This window comes from Pseudomonas sp. Pseu.R1 (genome assembly GCF_045764065.1).
Classification (GTDB): Bacteria; Pseudomonadota; Gammaproteobacteria; order Pseudomonadales; family Pseudomonadaceae; genus Aquipseudomonas.
The window spans coordinates 4,223,051-4,241,562 of record NZ_JBJGEE020000001.1 but is presented as its reverse complement, the minus strand read 5'-3'; the positions used below and the strand labels follow the sequence as shown (position 1 = coordinate 4,241,562).

Below are 18,512 nucleotides of genomic sequence, written 5' to 3'. Positions count from 1 at the left end.
TCATTTCGCCAATAACGACAAACACCTCAAGGCTTACGCTTCCTCGGCCCCGTATTAAACGCAGGCACCTTCCTCACCGGCTTGGCCGCAGGCACATCGGCCACCGTCTCGCCACTATCAACCCACTTGCCCAGATTGCGCTTTCCACCGCCGCCGCTGACTTTGGGCTTCTTCGGCTTTTTCGGTTTCTTGAGAATCTGTCCGCTTGCATCAGTGACCGGCACGCGGTGGTCCGGAATGAAATCCGGCTCTTCCTTGCGTTGCAACGTCTGACGGGTCAGCACTTCGATGGCGCTGAGCAATTCGACTTCGTCGGCGCAGACCAGCGAGATCGCTTCACCGGTCTGTCCGGCGCGTCCGGTGCGGCCGATGCGGTGCACGTAGTCTTCAGCGACGATGGGCAGGTCGAGGTTGACCACGGTCGGCAGGTCGTCGATGTCCAGGCCGCGGGCGGCGACGTCGGTGGCGACGAGAATTTGCACTTCCCCGGTCTTGAACCGGTCCAGTGCGCGCTGGCGGGTCGCTTGTGGCTTGTCGCCGTGGATGCCGTCGGCGTTGATGCTCAGGCCTTGCAGACGCTCTACCAACTGGTCGACACCCACGCGGGTTTTAGCGAACACCAGTACCTGCCCCCAACGCTGCTTTTTCAGCAGATGAATGAACAGTTCGGTTTTGCGCTTCTTGTCGACGGTCACGATCCACTGCTTGACCGAAGACGCTGCGACGTTGCGCGGGCTGACTTCGATGCTCAGCGGGTTGTTCAGCATCTGGCTGGCCAGGGCGCGGATCGGGTCGGAGAATGTGGCGGAGAACAGCAGGGTCTGCCGACGTTTGGGCAACGCGGCGTAGACGCTGCGCAGTTCTTCGGAGAAGCCCAGATCGAGCATGCGGTCAGCTTCGTCGAGGACGACGGTCTGCACTTGGGAGAATTTCACGGCGTTCTGGCGATTCAGGTCGAGCAAACGCCCCGGCGTGGCCACGAGCACATCGACGCCGCGACGCAGTTTCATCATTTGCGGGTTGATGCTCACGCCGCCGTAGACCGCGTAGGTCGTCAGTGGCACGTGTTCGGCGTACTGACGAATGGCTTCGTGGACTTGCTCGGCCAACTCACGAGTCGGTACCAGCACCAGCGCGCGCACCGAGTTGGGCCCGACTTTCGGGCCTTCCATCGTCAGGCGTTGCAGCAGCGGCAAGGCGAACCCTGCAGTCTTGCCGGTGCCAGTCTGAGCAGCGGCCATCAGGTCGCGGCCTTCCAGCACGGGGGGGATGGCCTTGGCCTGAACAGGGGTGGGTGTCTGGTAACCGAGCGCTTCGAGCGCGCGCAGCAGGGGGTCGATCAGGCCGAGTGTGGCGAATGTCATGGGAGTACCGTTGCAAAAGGGTCAGCGCGTGGCGCAATGGCGCGCAGTTTACCCTGTCTGCACCAGATTCTGCTTGCGCCACTGCGGCAAGCCGATCAACACCACGGCACTGATGATCACGGCCATGGCGGCCATTTCTGCGGGACCAATGTGTTCGTCGGCAAATAACACGCCCAGCAGGACGGCCACTGCCGGGTTGACGTAGGCGTAACTGGTCGCCGCAGCAGGGCGTACGTTCTTCAGCAGGTACATGTAGGCACTGAACGCGACGATGGAACCGAACACCACCAGATAGGCCATCACCAGCCAGCCGGACACGCCCGGCGATTGGGTCATGCGTTCGCCGCTGAGGTAGCTGCCGATCAGCATCATCGCACCCGCACTGAGCATTTCGCAGCCGCTGGCCATGGCGCCGGGCGGAAGTGGCAGATAGCGGCTCCAGACCGAACCAAACGCCCAGGTGGCTGCTGCGAAGATCACCAATGCAGCGCCCAAGGGGCTGGCCTGAAGGTTGGAGCCGAGGTTGAGTAAACCGATGCCAATCAAGCCGAGCACGATGCCCGCCCACTCCAGCCGGGTGTTGCGATGGCCCCAGATCAGTCCGAACAGCAACGTGAACAAAGGAACCACCGCTACGGCCAATGCCGCCACGCCCGAGGCCACGCCGTTGTGCTCGGCCAGGGTCACGGCGCCGTTACCGCACGCCAGCAGCAGGAAGCCAATCATGGCCGACGCCTTCCATTGCTTCCAGGTGGGCATGGGTGCCCCACGCAGGCGCATGAAGGCAAACAAAATTGAGCCTGCGATGGTAAAGCGAACGCCGGCCATCATCAGCGGAGGCCAGGTTTCGATACCGATGCGAATGGCGAGGTAGGTCGAGCCCCAAATCACGTAAAGCGCGAAAAAGGCCCCGATGAGCAACAGGGGAAAGCGGCGGGAAGCAGGCATGAAAGGCTCAACCAGGATCTGTGTTTTTTATGGTGAGCCAGTGTAGAGAGGAAATTGCGACAGAATCAGTTACAACTGGGTTTTATTCGACCCGTACACTTTTGCCGGTAAAACCCGGTTTCAGTCAGAACCCGCGATGTTTGCTGATGGCGTCAGCCATTTTCTTGGCCGGGACTTTTTGCAGTGTGCACAGCAACTGGTGTGACACGCCGCTGATGCCGTGGGTTTCGCGCAGCTCCCGGCTCAGATGCGCCGTCAGGTTGGCGGCCATCTCCGCATCCGCCAGCGCCCGGTGCGCCTTGCCGGTGTTGGGCAATCCGGCCCACGAAGTCAGCGTACCCAGTTTGTGATTCGGTGCGCTGGGCATGAGCCGTCGCGCCAACAGCATGGAGCAGGCGAAGCTTTGTTCACGGGTGCGTTTGATGCGGGAGAACTCGTAGTCCCAGAACTTCTGGTCGAACGCCGCGTTATGCGCGACCAGCGGAGTCGATCCGACGAACTCGGCGACCTCGTTCATGACCCGCTCCGCCGAAGGCGCCGTGCGCAACATGGCGTTGCTGATGCCGGTCAGCGATTCGATGAACGCCGGAATGCGAACGCCCGCGTTCATCAGGCTTTGATAACGCTCGACGATCAGGCCGTTCTCCATGAGCACCACGGCAATCTCGGTTGCGCGGCAACTGCTGCTGGGGGCGATGCCGGTGGTTTCGAAGTCGATGACGGCGATGCGTTCTTGCATGGGAAAACCTTTAATTCTTCTGTTTCACGTCAGCCCACCTGTAGGAGTGAGCTTGCTCTGGGCGGCAATCCGACGATGACTGTGTGTCAGGCGCTTCAGGTGGGCGGCCGCGATATCGATAAGTACACGCACCGGAGCGATCAACTCTTGAGCAACAACCCGCCTTCAATCGGCACATACCGGCTGGCTGCACGAATCAACGAATTGGCCGTCAGCCCCGGCACGCCATAGGCCACCGCCTCGACGCCATGCTTGCTGATGATGCGATCAAGCAGCAGATCAAAATCGCCATCCCCCGAGGCCAGCACCACTTCATCAACCTTTGGCGCAACGTCCATGATGTCGATGGTAATGCCCACATCCCAGTCCCCCTTGGCCGAGCCGTCACTGCGTTGGATGTAAGGCTTGAGTTTGACGGTGAAACCGAGGTTGCGCAGGATCTGCTGGAATTGCTGCTGTTTGCTGTCGCCACGGTCGATGGCGTAGGCGTAGGCCTCGACGATCTGCCCACGTTTGCTGATGTCCGCCCACAACGCGGCATAGTTGAAGTGGCAACCATGAGCCTGACGCACGGTGTAATACAAGTTCTGTACGTCGGCGAACACCGCGATTCTTCTCACCCGAACTCCTCGATGCGCTGACAGGCGGCAAGGGTCCGAACGTCGGACCGGCGCTCAGTATGCCAGTTTGAGAAAGGGATTGAAGCGCTGCATTGACGGGGCGACCGCTTTCGCCACCAAGGCGGCTCCCACACGTAGCTCGCCGAATCCGAATCTTATGTTCGACGCTAAATCTGTGGGAGACGGCCGGGCGGCGCTCCGCTTGCTGGCGAAAGCGGCTCCCACATCAGACATCAATCCTGCACGAACCGCCCCAGGCGCTGTTTGAGCATGCGGTTCTCGGCCCGCACTTGTTCCAGTTCGTCGAGCAGGTTCAGCGCTAGGGCGACGCCGTCCCATTCCATGGCCAGATCGTGGTGCAACTTGGCCGCACGTTTGGCCACCGACAGCGACGAGGTGTCGAACAGCCATTCATCCGGCCGCTTTCCCTGGGGTTCGACGATACCGTGCTCGACGATTTCGATGACATAGGCGGTGGGCATGTCGACCACCTGACAGAATTCCTGCATGTCTACGACCAAGGTGTTGCGCATGATCAGTGACTCCCCTTTTAGCTACTCCACTGAGCCCTCGGGTCGAAAGCCGCTTTCTTGGCCAACTGCTCCCAGAGGGCTTTGGTGGCGTCATCGGTGGATTTGGGCATAACGATCTTCAGTTGCGCGAACAGATCGCCTCGCTCGCCCTGTTTATTCAACAGACCATTACCTTTAACGCGCAATCGCTGCCCGCTCTGGCTGTCCGGACGAATGGTCAGGTTGATCTTGCCGGTCAGGGTCGGCACGGCGACCTTGGTGCCCAGCGCGGCCTCCCATGGCGCCAGCGGTACGGTGATGATCAGGTCATGACCTTCGACGTCGAACTTGGGGTGCGGCGCCAGACGAATGGTCAGGAAAAGATCACCATTTTCGCCCCCGGCAATGCCCGGTGCGCCTTGCCCCTTGAGGCGAATGCGTTCGCCATCGGTCACGCCCGCTGGAATCTTCACGTTCAGGTTCTTGGTAATATCCGCCATGCGCTGGCCGTTGGCACTGTGCTGCGGCACCTTGAAGCTGATCTTCTTCGATTCGGTCGACAGGGTTTCCTCAAGAAAAATCGCCAGGTCCAGTTCCACGTCCTGCCCTCTGCGCCCGGAGCTGCGCGGACGCCCGCCCTGCTGGCCGCCACGATTGCCAAAAATCGAGCTGAAGAAGTCGGAAAAGTCCCCGCCTTCGAAGCCGCCACCGCCAAAACCACCGCCCGCGCCACCGCGGCTCTGCCAGCCCGGAGGCGGCTGGAAGCGGCCTTGTTGACCGTATTTGCGAATGTCGTCGTACTCGGCGCGTTTTTCAGGGTCGCTGAGCGCTTCGTAGGCCTCGGAGGCCTCTTTGAACTTGTCTTCGGCGCCCGCTTCCTTACTAACGTCAGGGTGATATTTGCGTGCGAGCTTGCGATAGGCGGTCTTGATTGTCTTCTCGTCCGCGGTCGGCTCTACGCCCAATATCTTGTAATAGTCTTTGAAGTCCATCTAACGGTCACCCATTCTGGTGTCTCCAGCACAGTTGCGTACCGCGTTATCAGATGAGAACGCCGACCGCGCTGAATGTTGCAAAGTTATCGGCACACAGCCTCGCGCGCTTGAAACAGGTTTCAAACCGGGCCGAATGCAATGAAGAGTTGCCTGCAAGATTGGGGGTGTCGGGCCTCTATTCAAGCCATCGACGTTAAATAGAACCTTCTGACGCGAAAAACCGACACGCCGCGCTACGCATCCGCCGTCCACTCGCATACACTGCGCGGCCGTTTTTTGCCCGGAACGTACAGAACATGAGCACCCCATCCCCGGCCCGAGCCCTTGGCATCGACTTCGGCACCTCCAACTCCACAGTGGGCTGGCTGCGCCCCGGAGCGGAAACGCTGATTGCGCTGGAGGACGATAAAATCACCCTGCCGTCGGTGGTCTTCTTCAACATCGAAGAACGCCGCCCGGTCTACGGCCGTCTGGCGCTGCACGAATACCTGGAAGGCTACGAAGGGCGTCTGATGCGCTCGCTCAAGAGCCTGCTGGGTTCCAAGCTGATCAAACACGACACCAGCGTGCTGGGCACGGCGATGCCGTTCAAGGATCTGCTGGGCCTGTTCATCGGCGAATTGAAAAAACGCGCCGAAGCGGTCGCGGGTCAGTCGTTCGAGCAAGTGGTGCTGGGCCGTCCGGTGTATTTCGTCGATGACGACGCTGCTGCTGACCAGGAAGCTGAAGACACGTTGGCTGAAGTCGCCCGCAAAATCGGCTTCAAGGATGTCTCCTTCCAGTTCGAACCGATTGCCGCAGCATTCGACTATGAGTCGACCCTGGATCGCGAAGAACTGGTGCTGATCGTCGACATCGGCGGGGGTACGTCGGACTTCTCGCTGGTGCGCCTGTCACCGGAGCGGCGTCTGGTCGATGAACGCCAGAGCGACATTCTGGCCACCGGCGGCGTGCACATCGGCGGGACAGACTTCGACAAACAGCTCAGCCTGCAAGGCGTGATGCCGCTGTTCGGTTATGGCAGCCGGATGAAAAGCGGTGCGTACATGCCCACCAGCACCCACATGAACCTGGCGACCTGGCATACCATCAACTCGGTGTATTCCCAGAAGTCGCAACTGGCGTTGGGCAGCATGCGTTATGACATCGAAGACACCCTCGGCATCGATCGCCTGTTCAAGCTGATCGAACAGCGCGCAGGCCACTGGCTGGCGATGGAAGTGGAAGAAACCAAGATCCAGCTGACAAACGCGCAAAACCGCATGGTGCCGATGGACCGTATCGAGGCAGGTCTGAATGCCGACCTGACCCGCGCGCTGTTCGAGTCGTCCATCGAGTCGTTGTTGGAACGTGTGCGGGAAAGTGTGACGAGCTTGCTGGGTGATGCGGGTGTGGGCGTGGCGGATGTCGACACAGTGTTCTTCACCGGCGGCTCCAGCGGCATCCCGGCCCTGCGCAACAGCGTCTCGGCGATGCTGCCCAACGCACGGCACGTGGAAGGCAACATCTTCGGCAGCATCGGCGCGGGGCTGGCGATCGAGGCGAAGAAGCGGTACGGCTGATCCCGCCGTCGCATTGAACTGCTGATGGGAGCTATGTTGGCTGGCCAACCCCCTTCGCCACCAAGGCGGCTCCCACAATGATTGCGTCGAATCCAAATCTTGTATTCAACGCTGAAACTGTGGGAACCGGCTTGCTGGCGAAAGCGGTGGACACCGCATTCCGATCGTTCCCACGCTCCGCGTGGGAATGCCGCCCAGGACGCTCCGCGTCCCGTCGACGCAGAGCGTCATCACCGCGTGTCCACGCAGAGCGTGGGTACGATCAGTCAGGGCTTGGGGTCAACAGATCAAACGAGCTCAGCCTTGCGCAACTCGCTCTTCAGGTACGCGTAATAAATCGGCCCCGCCACGACACCCGGCAAGCCGAACGCCGCTTCGAAAATCAGCATCGCCAGCAACAACTCCCACGACTTGGCACTGATCTGCCCTCCGACGATCCGCGCGTTGAGGAAATACTCGACCTTGTGGATCACGATCAGATAACCCAACGCCGCCAATGCCACCCAGATCGACAGCGACATGCCGACGATGAAGATCAGCGTGTTGGACATCAGGTTGCCCACCACCGGCAACAAGCCCAGCAGGAAGGTCATCACGATCAGCGTTTTGGTCAACGGCAGGTGCACACCGCACAACGGCAGGATCACCGCGAGAAACACCGCAGTGAAGGCGGTGTTGAGCGCAGAAATCTTGATCTGGGCGAAGACGATGTTGCGGAAAGCCTGGCTCAACAGGTGCAGCCGCTCGAACAGCGCAGCGGCCAAGGGCTTGCGCTTGGTGACGTCGGGAATGCGTTGCAGGGCGATGATCGCGCCCAGCACCATGCCGATCAGCAACGTGACGAACATGTGGGCCGCGCCCTTGCCCAGCAATTGCAGCTCGCCGATGTGCTTGGTCAACCATGCACTGAGAGACGCCTGGAACTCCGACGCGCTGGCAGGCAGATAGCCGTCGATGAGTGGCGGCAACTGACCTCGGGCGCGCTCCACCAGAATCATGAATTTATCGAGCGAGGCCCCAGGGTTTTCGGCCTCGTGGAGGATGAAACTGATGGCACCGGCAAACAGCAGCGACAGCACACTGACCACCAGCGTGCCAAGCAACGCCACTGCCAGCCAGCGCGCGCGCTCGCCAGCGATCAGACGTTGTAATTGCGGAGTGAGCATGTCCACCAGTTCATAGACCAGCAACCCGGCCAACAGGCTGGGCAGCAGTTTGAGCGGTAACACCAGCAACAAACCACCGAACACGATAATGCAACTGGCCAGATACACATGACGCGGCGAAAACGTTGGCATACAGCCTCAAAACAAACGGCCTGAAAAGATGGGCAGTCTGCCAGCGTTCCCCGCCCACGACCAGCGCCGGAGAGCGTCGTTAGTCGCTCGGTCTTGTATCGTTTAATCCTGCATAGCCAGATCCAGCCGTGACACACATACCTTGCGGGAGCGAATTCATTCGCGAGAGGCCGGTACGTCTGATGCATCTCTATCGACTGTACCGCCGCCATCGCGAATAAATTCGCTCCCACAGACGCGTACCACTCCGATAACTCTCGTAACAAATGGCTTATTTTTTCTTCAGGCAATCACTCATGAACGCCTTGCGCGCATCGCCCTTGAGCGCCTGCGTGGTGGCGGTCGCGTTGCAGGTCTTCATCTTCTCCTGCTGGGTAGCCGCCGGAGCGGGTGCAGCTTTGAGGCAAGTGCTCATGAATGCCTTGCGCTCGTCGCCCTTGAGGGATTTGGCCGTGGCGTCGGCATTACAGGTGGTCATCTTGTTCTGCTGCGCAGTCGCGGCGAAACCTTGAGCGCACATCAACAAGCCCATGACCAGAAGAGGAACACGCAGCATTTTCATCGATTTTCTCCAAGAGCACCGCGCACCTGCGCAGCGTTCGAAGAAGTGTAGACAAGGATTGTTGCGGCATGTGTCAGACCCGGCGCGCCTGCCGTCGATACTGGTCCGGCGTACAACCGGCTTCACGCTGAAACATGGCAATGAACGCCGAAGCACTGCTGTAGCCCATGTCGAATGCCACCTCTTGCACGGTCATACCCTTGTCCAGCGCTTGAATCGATGACAGAAAGCGCAGCCGCTGGCGCCAGTCGCCAAAACTCATGCCCAGCTCCCGCAGACACTGCCGTGCCAGCGTGCGCTCACTGACATTCACTTGCGTGGCCCACTCCGCCAGCGTGCGGTTGTCACCGGGGGAGGACTGCAACGCCGTCATGACCGCGTGCAGCCCGCCACTTTCGGCATACGGCAGATAACGGGTCTGCACTTTGGCTGACTGCAGCTGATCCAGCAGTACCTGCGCCAGCCGCCGATCCCTTTCGCTCTCCGGAACTTTCACGTCACGCTCGGCGAAGTCATGCAGGATCGCCTTGAGAATGTCGCTGATCATCAACGTACACGGCTGACCCGGCAGCACCTGACAATGCTCGACCGCCACGTACAGCGAGCGATACACGACGGCTTCGCGGTTGTAGCAGCTGTGTTCGAAATTCGGCGGTATCCACACGCCGTATTGCGGCGGTGAGAGAAAACGTTGACCGGCGATGTTCAGCGCCATCACGCCACTGGACACGTAGTTGAGCTGGCCCCAGGCATGGCTGTGGGGCGCGCTGTGGCTGTCGGCGCCGAACTCGTCATGGCGCAGGTACACCGAGGAGGGCAATTCACTGAGCAGCGGCAGGGGGATGAGATTCTTTTCCACAGTGTCTGGATCGCCTATGAGGTTGTCCGAAAGCGAGTATACGCTTCGATTCGGACACGACGATAATACGCCCCTCTTTGTTCTCGACGGTCACCCTATGCAATACCTCTTTCCCCTGCTCACGATCATGATCTGGGCAGGCAACAACGTCATCACCAAAGCCGCGGCGGGGCGAATTTTCCCGGCGGAGATCGGTTTCTACCGCTGGCTGCTGGCGGGGCTTTTATTCACGCCATTTTTGCTGCGGCCGGTGTGGCGCAATCGAGCCGTCATCCGCCCGGTCCTCGGAAAAATCGCCATTCTCGGCGTGCTGGGCATGGCTATTTACCAGAGCTTGGCGTATTACGCGGCGAACATCACCACCGCCACCAACATGGGGATCATCCTGTCTCTGGTGCCGGTGATGACGCTGGGTATGTCGATCGCCAGCCTGGGCACGGCACTGACAGCGGGAGCGTTGGTGGGCGCACTGGTGTCATTCGCGGGCGTGCTGTTGGTGGTATCGCAAGGGAGCTGGGCGGTATTGGTGGCCCACGGTGTCAACCTGGGCGACTTGATGATGCTCATCGCAACGCTGGCCTACGCGACCTACAGCACCCTGCTAAAGAAATGGCAGTTGCGTATGCCGCCACTTCAGTTGCTGTACCTTCAAATCCTGGTGGCGATTGTCGCGCTGTTCCCGCTGTTCCTGCTGTCAGCGAAAACCGGCCTCAACGCTCGCAATATCCCGCTGGTGCTCTACGCGTGCATTCCGACGTCGATGATCGCGCCGCTGCTGTGGATGAAGGCCATCAGCATCCTCGGCCCGAGCCGCACCACGCTGTTTTTCAACCTGGTGCCAATCCTCACGGCGCTCGTCGCCGCCCTCGCACTGGGCGAGCGACTGGCGGCGTATCACTTCATCGGCGGCGCGCTGACCCTGGGCGGGGTGATCCTGGCCGAACGCTGGACCACGCCACTGCGCACAGCCAGCGCGCGCTGAGGCTCAGGCGTCGTCGCGTTCTTCGGCGCTGTGAATCGACACGTCGGTGATGCCCGCCACATGGGGCATGTCGACGAGAGATTCACCATCGGCCAGCGGGTCGTCGTCCAGTGCCACATGGTGCTTGTGTGCCAGCTCATGGACGACTTCGATGATCGGGACATCCAGATTGTCGATCACGTCGACATGATGTTCCCCAGCCAGGTTGTACTCAATTTCATACTGCTCTTTATCGCTCATCGCATCACTTCCTTAACGACCCACTCGGGCCTGCTGATCACGAACCACGGCTCATAAAGTCAAAGACCGGCGGCTTTCAACCGCGCGGCATGTTCGAGAAACAATCCCACAGGATTGGCTCCCTTGCCCACCAGACCGAGGTGCTGGTTGACGATGTCGAAATGGTCGAGCGGGAAGTCATCGCCGATGACAGTGCCCAGGTGAGAACTGAATCGCCCGACCATGCCATCCGATTGACCGCGCTCTTTGGTGAACGTGCGAGCAAATATTCGACAGGTGAGATTGGTGGTATCGAGCAGGTTCTTACCCCGGTCTGTCCGCCCTGGTTGCAAGGTGCCGGACCATGAGTAGTAGCGCACGCCGTTGACCACTTCCGCGCCCTGCCCGCCCCATGTATCGGGCAGCCCCTGGGGAAACAGTTTGTTGAAACGGGCGACCCCGCTGGTCGTCAGCGAGTGATGTGCGGCGTCCACATCCGTGGGCAGTCGGGTGCCGCGATACCCCGTGTCGAGTATCGCCAGCACCCACGTGGTCAGGCGAATGGCGGCATTCACCAAACGCCCACGCAAGGTGCTCTGTGGGTAATGTTCTTCGAGGTAATCTGCCAGTTCCGAGCCGTGGTTGGGGCCTGCAACGGACGTGACAGATGCCACCAGATCCGGGCGTACACCGGCGACGTAGCGGATGGTCAGCGCGCCCTGGCTGTGGCCGATCAGATTGACCTTGGCGGCGCCAGTTTCTTTAAGAATCTCTTCGATTCTGGCCAGCAATTGCTCGCCCCGAATTTCGGTGGAATTCACGGCCGACACCATCACCGGAATGACCGTCGCCCCGCCACGACGCAGCGCCGGGACGATGCCATACCAATAGGGATAAACCACCAGTTTCACGAAGCCCAACAACCCCGGCACCAGCACAATCGGGTAACGGGTGGCCTGATCTTGTGTCATGAATGATTAAATCCCTTGCCGACTGCTACAAACGTTAGCCGCAAACCGTTCATCAATGATGACAAAACAGAACTGATGCCCCATCGCCATCTTTGATCGAACTCTTTCAATCCACCAATGCTCATAACAGCAACGGGCCGATAACGGCCTTTCTGTGGAGTGATCGGTTATGTACAAGCAATCTCTGGCAGTAGTGTTCGCAATGGCCGCAGTGGCAGGATGTACATCGACAACCTTGCAAAACCCGGTGGATTTCGCGACTTATCGCAACGAGCCGCTGGTCAAGCAAGTAGACGACGGCATGACCGAGCAACAGGTGCTGACCATCGGTGGTGAACCCTCCACCCGCGTACATCGCAAGGTTCATCCGGGCACCTGCAACAACTACGTGCTGAACAAGGATGGTCATCAGCAGACCTATTACGTGACCTTCAATGCCAATGGCCGTGTAGACAGCAAGGGCTTCATGACCTGCGATCAGCGCGAGGCGAATGAGCGGGCGATGTGATTGATCAACCGCATTCGCCACCAAGGCGGCGCCCACAGGGATCGCGCCGAACTCGAATCTCGTTATCGACGCTGAATCTGTGGGAGCCGGCTTGCTGGCGAACGCGCAGTGTCAGTCGCCGAAGATGGATCTGACACACCGCATTCGCCAGCAAGCCGGCTCCCACAATGCTTCAGCGAGCTGATCTGAGCCACGCAGCAAAACAAATCAAACTTTTCGCAGCACACACCACTCACACCTTTGAACCCGATCTTGCCAGGCGTCGATCAGTTCGACGCACAAGAGCGAGACGGCCAAAACCGGATCAGCCCTGGAGATGAATCATGAGCAATGTGCATCAATTGTCGGATGTCAGTTCCCTGCGTGAGCGCGCGCGTCAACATGTCGAAAACGGCGCCGTGACCGAAGGCTATGACGCCGATCGCGAAACCATCCTGCGCCTGCTCAACGAGTCGCTGGCAACCGAGTGGGTTTGCGTACTGCGTTACAAGCGTCACTACTACATGGCCAAAGGTGTGAAAGCCCAGGTGGCAGCGGCGGAATTTCTGGAACACGCCAATCAGGAAGCCGCCCACGCCGACATGCTGGCCGAGCGTATCGTGCAACTGGGCGGTGAACCGGAACTGAACCCTGACCTGCTATCGAAGAACTCCCACGCGCAGTATGTGGCCGGAAGTACGCTCAAGGAGATGGTCACCGAAGACCTGATCGCCGAGCGCATCGCCATCGACAGCTATCGCGAGATCATTCAGTACATCGGCGACAAAGACCCGACCACCCGCCGGATCTTCGAAGACATTCTGGCGCAGGAAGAAGAACACGCCGATGACATGGCGGACATTCTTGACGGGCTGTGATTGATCGTCGGAATGCAAAAAGCCAGGACCGGTGTCCTGGCTTTTTTGTGAGTGTTGTCCCGTCCTGAATAAGGTTTACACCTTCTGACCTTTCCTCAGGAGGAACCAATGGATTCGGGAAAAAGGCGCAGTCAGCGGGATTACACGCTGAGCTTTAAATTGGCGGTCGTCGATCAGGTCGAAAAAGGCGAGTTGAGTTATAAAGAGGCTCAACGGCGTTACGGGATTCAGGGGCGTTCGACTGTGCTGGTGTGGTTACGCAAGCATGGGCGCCAAGACTGGAGCCAAGGCGCCTACATTCGTGCCCAGAGGAGCCGACCGATGGACGATCCGAAGCTGCCGCTGACCCCAGAGCAGCGAATCAAGGAGCTTGAAGAAAAGCTCGCCCTTGCCAATCAGAAAGCCCAGTTCTTCGAAGCCGTGGTTGACGTGCTGAAGAATGATTACGGTGTTTCAGTCGTAAAAAAGCGATCCGGCAAGTCCTCTCCCAAGGGCAAATCCAAGGTCTGAGCATCGTCAGGGCTTGCCAATTTCTGGGTATATCCCGGCAGGCTTACTACAAGCGAAACCGGGTCTGCGACATGCAAGCCAGCCACGCTCAGAAAGTACTGGGGTTTGTACTGGAAACCCGACTTCAGATGCCGCGGCTGGGCACGCGCAAACTACATGGTCTGATGCAAGGCGAGCCTGAGCTGGCGCGGACGGTGGGTCGGGATCGGCTATTCGACATCCTCAGAGACAACCGTCAACTGATTGCGCGCAAGCGCGCCTACCACAAGACCACTGACAGCCATCATCGCTTCCGGCGTCATCCCAACAGATTAAAACCTGGCCCCGAGCAAGTGACAGCCACCGGTCCCGAGCAGGTCTGGGTGGCAGACATCACCTACTTGCCCACCCAGCAAAGCGTCGCGTATGTGAGCCTGGTCACCGATGCTTACTCTCGAAAAATAGTTGGTCATCACGTGCATGAAACCTTGCATGCCGACTCGGTTGCCCAGGCAATGCGCAAGGCATTGAGGGATAGAAAAACAGATCAGGTGCTTGTGCATCACTCTGATCGTGGCTCGCAATACTGCTCGGATCTGTATCAGAAGCTGCACGCCAGGCACGGGGTGAGGTGTTCGATGACGGATGGTTATGACTGCTACCAGAACGCGCTGGCAGAGCGGGTGAACGGCATATTGAAGACAGAGTTTCTGCTACATCGCCCGAGAGACCTGGCCGAAGCCAAGCGTATGGTCGACGAATCGGTGGATATTTATAACCGCAAGCGGCCACATCAGGCCTTGAAATACAAAACGCCCGATGCGGTGCATCGAGCGCTTTGAGGGCGAAACAGGCGTAAACCTATTTCAGGACTAGACATGTGTAACTAGGAGACCGCGATCTACTGGACGGTCTTCGGCGCCTTGCCCGAACGCATCTGTTCCAATAGCGGCGCACATTGATTCGGCTCACCGCCACTCGGAGCCACCAGCGCCAGCAACCCCGCCGCAGGCCCCACTGCCGCGCCCAGTAACACCATCCCCGCGCCGCGCAACAACAGCGGACCGGATTGCACCCCGGCACTGGGCTTGATGAACGGTCCACGCACATACAGCGGCGAGCGCAGTGAGAACACGCGGAAGCCCTTGGACTCGGGACTGATCTTCAAGTCCAGTTGCTCGGTCTTCATGTTCGCGGTGCCGTCGATGTAGATGATCGCGTTCTCGGTATCGAAGACTGACAACTTGCTCGTCGCCAGTCCGTCCTTGAAGCCGAAGTTGGACGCGGCACAGTTGATCTTCACGTTCTTGTCACCGAACAGCGTCCCGACTACGTAGTTACCGACGTTCAGGCCCGCGATTTCCATGAGGTCACGGCTGATCGCACCGTCGTTCACCAGCAACTTCATCTCGCCGTTGGCAGTGCCCAGCAAGGCCGCCACCGAGTTGCCCTTGCCGCTGATGTCGGCATCACCGTTCAACTCACCGAAGCTGGTTTTCATCGGCTCGAAGGTCGGGAACAACTGCTTGAGTTTGAAGCCACGCGCGCTCAACTTCGCCCGACCGTCCAGCGGCTGCGAGTGGCCATTGAGCTTGATGTCCGCATCCAGCTTGCCGCCGGCCACGCCGAAACGCAGGGGTTGCAGGCTCAGCTGCCCATCGTTGAGCACCACATGGGTATAGAGATCCGTGAACGGCAGCTCGGCGCTCTGGACGATGCGCTTGCCGGTGAACTCTACATCCGCGTCCATCGCGCTCCAGCGATCGGTTTTGAATTCTTCGACAGGCAGCACCTTGTCCGCTGGCTGTTTACTCTCGCCACCACGGCTTTTCTGCTCGGCGTTGGAATCGGCGCCGATGAGCGGTTTGAGGTCAGCCATCAGCAGTTGGTTGGAAACCAGTGCACCGGTCAACTTGGGGCGCGGCTGGCTGGCGACGAAGCCCAGATCGCCATGGATGTCACTGTTGCCGATCTTGCCGTTGAAGCCCTTGTACTGAAACGCTGCTCCAGCCGGATCGTGCAGCTTGGCGATCAGACGGCCATCGGTGGAATACGGCGGGGAATCCGGCAGCGTCACGCCGGTCAGCGGATAGAGATTTCCCAAGCTGTCGCCGGAGAGCTTCAGACGCAGGTCCAGTTCGCCCAGGTTTTGCGGATCGGTCACCGTCCCGGCAATCGACACTTTGGTGTTTCCTGCGCTGACATCGGCCTGAACCGGGAAGGGTAACGCAGCATCTTTCAGCGCCAGCAACCCGCCGACCTTACCGCTGCCGTTGAGTTTTTGCCCGTGGTACTGGCCTTTGGCGGTGAACCCAAAGGCGTAATCCTGCGCGGATGCGCCCTTATCCTGCACTTTCTTGGCTTCACCGCTGCCCACGATGTCGCTGAACGGGATCGGCTTGCCCAGCGGATCGATGACCACCTCCACCGAGGTGTTGATCATCTGATCGTTGTAGCTGACGAAGCCTTTGTCGAAGCCAATCGAACCGATGTCTACCACCCATTTGGAAGGTTCGGCATTGGGGTCGCTCTTGGGCAGATCGAACACCCAGTTGGCGCGCCCATCGGCCAAGCGCTCGATTTTGGCATTGGGTTCGGTCAGGTCGATGCGCGGGATGACCACTCGTTGCGCCAGCAGCGGCAAAGGCGCCAAACGCATTTCAACGCGCTTGAGGGTTACCATTTGAGGGGTCTTCGACCATTCGGGGTTGCCCAGCGCAATGTCTTCAGCCGACATGTGCGGCCACGGCACCCACGCGCGCCAGCCGCCTTCGTCTGGCTCTCGGCGCCACACCACCGCCAGGTTGCCATTGATGGCGAACGGTCGGTGCAGTTCGGCAGATACCTTTTCATTGATGGTCGGCTTGAGCCGGTTCCAGTCGAAGGTCGCGATCACGATGATCAATACGGCCAGCAACAGCAGCACGATGCCCGCTGTCCAGGCAAAAATCTTGCGTCCTCGCGTCATTGCGTTGTCTCCCCAAATCCAAACGCCCATCCTGGCGGCGTCTTACACGTCATAAGCCCTTCGACTGACAAAAGCCCCGTGGGTTTGATGAAATCTCGAAATCAGCCTGTAAGCGCCCCCGCAGGCCTTGATTCTCCTGGGCTGCACGCCCGAATCAATTCTATCGATGGTCACCATCAGCCCTTTGAACTTCTTTATAGACGTCGCCCCGGTAAAATCGCCTCCATGTTCTCTACACGCCCTTTCGAGGAGCACCCACTCATGAAACGCCAACTGATCGCACTGACCCTTTCCCTTCTCGCTTCGAGCGCATTTGCCATGCCTGCCAGCGAACAGCCTGTTCTCGGCGAAGTGAAAGCGACTCAGCAGGTTGGCCTGCCGACGCTGGCACAAAACGGTCCTGATCGCCTGATCAACCAGTATCAACGTGTCGCTTCCGAAGAGAATTGCGATACCTTGGCGCACCGCTATCAGCGCGTTGCCGACAACGGTCCGGATCGTCTGGTTCAGCAGTATCAGCGCGTTTCCTGAGCCAAACGGCATCCTGTAGCAGCACAGCTCGCCAGCGGTAGACCCTCTCTGTGGGAGCCGGCTTGGTGGCGAATGCAGTTGACCAGGCAACATAGAATCTCCCCCCAAGTAAAAGAACGGTGAAGAAGTATCCACCGGTGATATCAGGAATCTGAGTTCGACGCCGCACAAACGCATTTGTTAGAGTGCTGCCCAATTCTGGTTCAGAAACCCAAGCCCCATGCTCCCCCGCGCCGAACAGAAACAGCAGACTCGCCACGCCCTGCTCGATGCCGCACGGGGTTTGATGGAGAGCGGGCGAGGTTTTGGCAGTCTGAGCCTGCGCGAGGTCGCGAAGACGGCGGGGATCGTGCCAACCGGCTTCTATCGCCACTTCGACGACATGGATCATCTGGGCCTGGCGCTGGTCAGCGAGGTGGGCCAGACCTTCCGTGAAACCATTCGCCGCGTGCGCCACAACGACAACGTCAACACCGGCATCATCGACGCCTCGGTGCGGATCTTCCTTGAAGTGGTCGCAGCCAATCGTTCTCAATTCCTGTTTCTGGCCCGCGAGCAGTACGGCGGCTCGCTGAAGGTGCGCCAGGCGCTGGGCGCACTGCGTGAGGCGATCATCGCTGACTTGGCGACCGACCTTGCGTCGATGCCCAAATTTCACCACCTCAACACCGACGACCTGTCCGTCATGGCTGACTTGGTGGTGAAAAGCGTGTTCGCCATGCTGCCCGAACTCATCGACCCGCCCTCCGTGACCTTGGCTGAGCATTTGACGCCTCGGGCCAAGATCACCCAGCAATTACGCTTCATCTTTATTGGTGCCAAACGCTGGCAGGGTCTTGGCAGCACCGAATAACCAATAACGCACCAAAAAGAAACACAATAAACCATCACGCACCAAAAACACGCCATTCTGCGCCCCACCCTCAAGCACACCTGCACTGAATGTAGGCAATTTCCTTCAGCCGACACTGTTGGCAAGCCACTTGCTCTAGCCATGTCATCGCACATTGCTGGAAGTTTTCCAATGCTGGTGATTCATCAACGAATCGAACCCCAGACCGAATGGGCCGCTGAGCTGCATTTGAATTTCGAGGCCCGGAGCAAAAGCCGTCTGCGCTGTTTCAGTGCCGAAGGCGAAGACGTCGGGCTGTTTCTTGAACGAGGCCAACCGCCCTTGCGCGATGGCGACTTTCTGAAGGCTGAGGACGGCCGCATCGTTCGTGTTTGCGCGCGCCCCGAGCAGTTGATGCACGTGACCTGCGCCAGCGCCTTCGAACTGACCCGCGCTGCTTATCACCTGGGCAACCGCCACGTTGCGCTGCAAGTCGGTGATGGCTGGCTGCGCCTGCTGGACGATTACGTACTCAAGGCGATGCTCGATCAACTGGGCGCGACCACCGAATCCATCGAAGCGCCCTTTCAGCCAGAACACGGTGCTTATGGCGGTGGCCACCACCACTCCCGCGCCGGAGAAGAAGACTTCAACTATGCGCCGCGCATTCATCAGTTCGGCGTACGTAAATGAGCC

At 59.3% G+C, this 18,512-nt stretch carries 19 protein-coding genes and 1 pseudogene; 8 read left to right on the top strand and 12 right to left on the bottom strand.

The window, feature by feature from the left end:
• Positions 1–26: 26 nt before the first annotated feature.
• The 6 genes from ACI5GA_RS19490 to cbpA form a co-directional block, all read right to left on the bottom strand.
• The gene (locus tag ACI5GA_RS19490) at positions 27–1,364 is read right to left on the bottom strand and encodes a DEAD/DEAH box helicase (RefSeq protein WP_421423860.1); all 1,338 of its coding nucleotides are present in this window, start codon (positions 1,362–1,364) and stop codon (positions 27–29) included.
• Between the two features lie 48 nt (positions 1,365–1,412).
• On the bottom strand, positions 1,413–2,312 hold the full coding sequence (gene yedA, locus ACI5GA_RS19485; protein WP_404636506.1) for a drug/metabolite exporter YedA: 900 nt from the start codon (positions 2,310–2,312) through the stop codon (positions 1,413–1,415).
• Between the two features lie 124 nt (positions 2,313–2,436).
• A complete protein-coding gene (locus ACI5GA_RS19480) occupies positions 2,437–3,051 on the bottom strand; it encodes a 3'-5' exonuclease (RefSeq protein ID WP_404636505.1) in 615 nt (204 codons plus the stop codon).
• A gap of 140 nt (positions 3,052–3,191) precedes the next feature.
• A complete protein-coding gene (locus ACI5GA_RS19475) occupies positions 3,192–3,671 on the bottom strand; it encodes an NYN domain-containing protein (protein ID WP_404636504.1) in 480 nt (159 codons plus the stop codon).
• 233 nt (positions 3,672–3,904) lie between these two features.
• A complete protein-coding gene (locus tag ACI5GA_RS19470) occupies positions 3,905–4,204 on the bottom strand; it encodes a chaperone modulator CbpM (protein ID WP_404636503.1) in 300 nt (99 codons plus the stop codon).
• Between the two features lie 17 nt (positions 4,205–4,221).
• Entirely contained in the window at positions 4,222–5,175 is a 954-nt protein-coding gene (cbpA, locus tag ACI5GA_RS19465) for a curved DNA-binding protein (RefSeq protein WP_404636502.1), read from the bottom strand.
• 299 nt (positions 5,176–5,474) lie between these two features.
• On the opposite strand from cbpA, the gene ACI5GA_RS19460 reads away from it, so the two are divergent.
• Positions 5,475–6,740 carry an Hsp70 family protein gene (locus ACI5GA_RS19460; RefSeq protein WP_421423858.1) on the top strand — a complete coding sequence of 422 codons (1,266 nt, stop codon included), beginning with the start codon at positions 5,475–5,477 and terminating at the stop codon, positions 6,738–6,740.
• A gap of 287 nt (positions 6,741–7,027) precedes the next feature.
• On the opposite strand, the gene ACI5GA_RS19455 is transcribed toward ACI5GA_RS19460, so the two are convergent.
• From ACI5GA_RS19455 to ACI5GA_RS19445, 3 genes are all read right to left on the bottom strand, one after another.
• Entirely contained in the window at positions 7,028–8,038 is a 1,011-nt protein-coding gene (locus ACI5GA_RS19455) for an AI-2E family transporter (protein WP_404636500.1), read from the bottom strand.
• Between the two features lie 271 nt (positions 8,039–8,309).
• Positions 8,310–8,600, bottom strand: a complete 291-nt coding sequence (locus ACI5GA_RS19450) for a PsiF family protein (RefSeq protein ID WP_074751914.1) — start codon at positions 8,598–8,600, stop codon at positions 8,310–8,312.
• A 73-nt stretch (positions 8,601–8,673) separates the two neighbouring features.
• Positions 8,674–9,459, bottom strand: a complete 786-nt coding sequence (locus tag ACI5GA_RS19445) for an AraC family transcriptional regulator (RefSeq protein ID WP_421423857.1) — start codon at positions 9,457–9,459, stop codon at positions 8,674–8,676.
• A gap of 97 nt (positions 9,460–9,556) precedes the next feature.
• Here ACI5GA_RS19445 and ACI5GA_RS19440 point away from each other — a divergent pair, with 97 nt between their 5' ends.
• Positions 9,557–10,441 carry a DMT family transporter gene (locus ACI5GA_RS19440; RefSeq protein ID WP_421423856.1) on the top strand — a complete coding sequence of 295 codons (885 nt, stop codon included), beginning with the start codon at positions 9,557–9,559 and terminating at the stop codon, positions 10,439–10,441.
• 3 nt (positions 10,442–10,444) lie between these two features.
• On the opposite strand, the gene ACI5GA_RS19435 is transcribed toward ACI5GA_RS19440, so the two are convergent.
• Both ACI5GA_RS19435 and ACI5GA_RS19430 read right to left on the bottom strand, forming a co-directional pair.
• Positions 10,445–10,681 (bottom strand): hypothetical protein, encoded by a 237-nt coding sequence (locus ACI5GA_RS19435; protein ID WP_404636496.1) that lies wholly within the window; start codon positions 10,679–10,681, stop codon positions 10,445–10,447.
• A gap of 59 nt (positions 10,682–10,740) precedes the next feature.
• Positions 10,741–11,631, bottom strand: coding sequence for an esterase/lipase family protein (locus tag ACI5GA_RS19430; RefSeq protein WP_404636495.1), 891 nt, complete (start codon positions 11,629–11,631; stop codon positions 10,741–10,743).
• Positions 11,632–11,800: 169 nt separating this feature from the next.
• Here ACI5GA_RS19430 and osmE point away from each other — a divergent pair, with 169 nt between their 5' ends.
• The 3 genes and pseudogenes from osmE to ACI5GA_RS19415 all read left to right on the top strand — a co-directional run bounded on the left by osmE (position 11,801) and on the right by ACI5GA_RS19415 (position 14,361).
• Positions 11,801–12,139: an osmotically-inducible lipoprotein OsmE gene (gene osmE / locus ACI5GA_RS19425; protein ID WP_404636494.1), complete on the top strand. Its 339-nt coding sequence runs from the start codon at positions 11,801–11,803 to the stop codon at positions 12,137–12,139.
• Positions 12,140–12,462: 323 nt separating this feature from the next.
• The gene (locus tag ACI5GA_RS19420) at positions 12,463–12,996 is read left to right on the top strand and encodes a ferritin-like domain-containing protein (RefSeq protein ID WP_404636493.1); all 534 of its coding nucleotides are present in this window, start codon (positions 12,463–12,465) and stop codon (positions 12,994–12,996) included.
• A gap of 108 nt (positions 12,997–13,104) precedes the next feature.
• Positions 13,105–14,361 (top strand): annotated as a pseudogene (locus ACI5GA_RS19415) (IS3 family transposase).
• A gap of 25 nt (positions 14,362–14,386) precedes the next feature.
• On the opposite strand, the gene ACI5GA_RS19410 reads toward ACI5GA_RS19415, so the two are convergent.
• Complete coding sequence (locus ACI5GA_RS19410; protein WP_421423854.1) at positions 14,387–16,453, bottom strand: AsmA family protein; 2,067 nt, start codon at positions 16,451–16,453, stop codon at positions 14,387–14,389.
• A 261-nt stretch (positions 16,454–16,714) separates the two neighbouring features.
• Between ACI5GA_RS19410 and ACI5GA_RS19405 the strand changes: the two genes are divergently transcribed.
• The 3 genes from ACI5GA_RS19405 to ureE all read left to right on the top strand — a co-directional run bounded on the left by ACI5GA_RS19405 (position 16,715) and on the right by ureE (position 18,509).
• Positions 16,715–16,984, top strand: coding sequence for a hypothetical protein (locus ACI5GA_RS19405; protein ID WP_421423853.1), 270 nt, complete (start codon positions 16,715–16,717; stop codon positions 16,982–16,984).
• Positions 16,985–17,204: 220 nt separating this feature from the next.
• Entirely contained in the window at positions 17,205–17,837 is a 633-nt protein-coding gene (locus ACI5GA_RS19400; protein WP_404636490.1) for a TetR family transcriptional regulator, read from the top strand.
• A 171-nt stretch (positions 17,838–18,008) separates the two neighbouring features.
• Positions 18,009–18,509, top strand: coding sequence for an urease accessory protein UreE (ureE, locus tag ACI5GA_RS19395; RefSeq protein ID WP_404636489.1), 501 nt, complete (start codon positions 18,009–18,011; stop codon positions 18,507–18,509).
• The last annotated feature ends 3 nt before the right edge of the window (positions 18,510–18,512 follow it).

Coding starts and splice junctions, on each gene's coding strand:
- ureE (WP_404636489.1), top strand. CDS start 18,009: ATGCTGGTGATTCATCAACGAATCGAACCCCAGACCGAATGGGCCGCT.
- yedA (WP_404636506.1), bottom strand. CDS start 2,312: ATGCCTGCTTCCCGCCGCTTTCCCCTGTTGCTCATCGGGGCCTTTTTC.
- ACI5GA_RS19480 (WP_404636505.1), bottom strand. CDS start 3,051: ATGCAAGAACGCATCGCCGTCATCGACTTCGAAACCACCGGCATCGCC.
- ACI5GA_RS19420 (WP_404636493.1), top strand. CDS start 12,463: ATGAGCAATGTGCATCAATTGTCGGATGTCAGTTCCCTGCGTGAGCGC.
- ACI5GA_RS19430 (WP_404636495.1), bottom strand. CDS start 11,631: ATGACACAAGATCAGGCCACCCGTTACCCGATTGTGCTGGTGCCGGGG.
- cbpA (WP_404636502.1), bottom strand. CDS start 5,175: ATGGACTTCAAAGACTATTACAAGATATTGGGCGTAGAGCCGACCGCG.
- ACI5GA_RS19435 (WP_404636496.1), bottom strand. CDS start 10,681: ATGAGCGATAAAGAGCAGTATGAAATTGAGTACAACCTGGCTGGGGAA.
- ACI5GA_RS19405 (WP_421423853.1), top strand. CDS start 16,715: ATGAAACGCCAACTGATCGCACTGACCCTTTCCCTTCTCGCTTCGAGC.
- ACI5GA_RS19455 (WP_404636500.1), bottom strand. CDS start 8,038: ATGCCAACGTTTTCGCCGCGTCATGTGTATCTGGCCAGTTGCATTATC.
- ACI5GA_RS19490 (WP_421423860.1), bottom strand. CDS start 1,364: ATGACATTCGCCACACTCGGCCTGATCGACCCCCTGCTGCGCGCGCTC.
- ACI5GA_RS19410 (WP_421423854.1), bottom strand. CDS start 16,453: ATGACGCGAGGACGCAAGATTTTTGCCTGGACAGCGGGCATCGTGCTG.
- osmE (WP_404636494.1), top strand. CDS start 11,801: ATGTACAAGCAATCTCTGGCAGTAGTGTTCGCAATGGCCGCAGTGGCA.
- ACI5GA_RS19440 (WP_421423856.1), top strand. CDS start 9,557: ATGCAATACCTCTTTCCCCTGCTCACGATCATGATCTGGGCAGGCAAC.
- ACI5GA_RS19450 (WP_074751914.1), bottom strand. CDS start 8,600: ATGAAAATGCTGCGTGTTCCTCTTCTGGTCATGGGCTTGTTGATGTGC.
- ACI5GA_RS19400 (WP_404636490.1), top strand. CDS start 17,205: ATGCTCCCCCGCGCCGAACAGAAACAGCAGACTCGCCACGCCCTGCTC.
- ACI5GA_RS19460 (WP_421423858.1), top strand. CDS start 5,475: ATGAGCACCCCATCCCCGGCCCGAGCCCTTGGCATCGACTTCGGCACC.
- ACI5GA_RS19470 (WP_404636503.1), bottom strand. CDS start 4,204: ATGCGCAACACCTTGGTCGTAGACATGCAGGAATTCTGTCAGGTGGTC.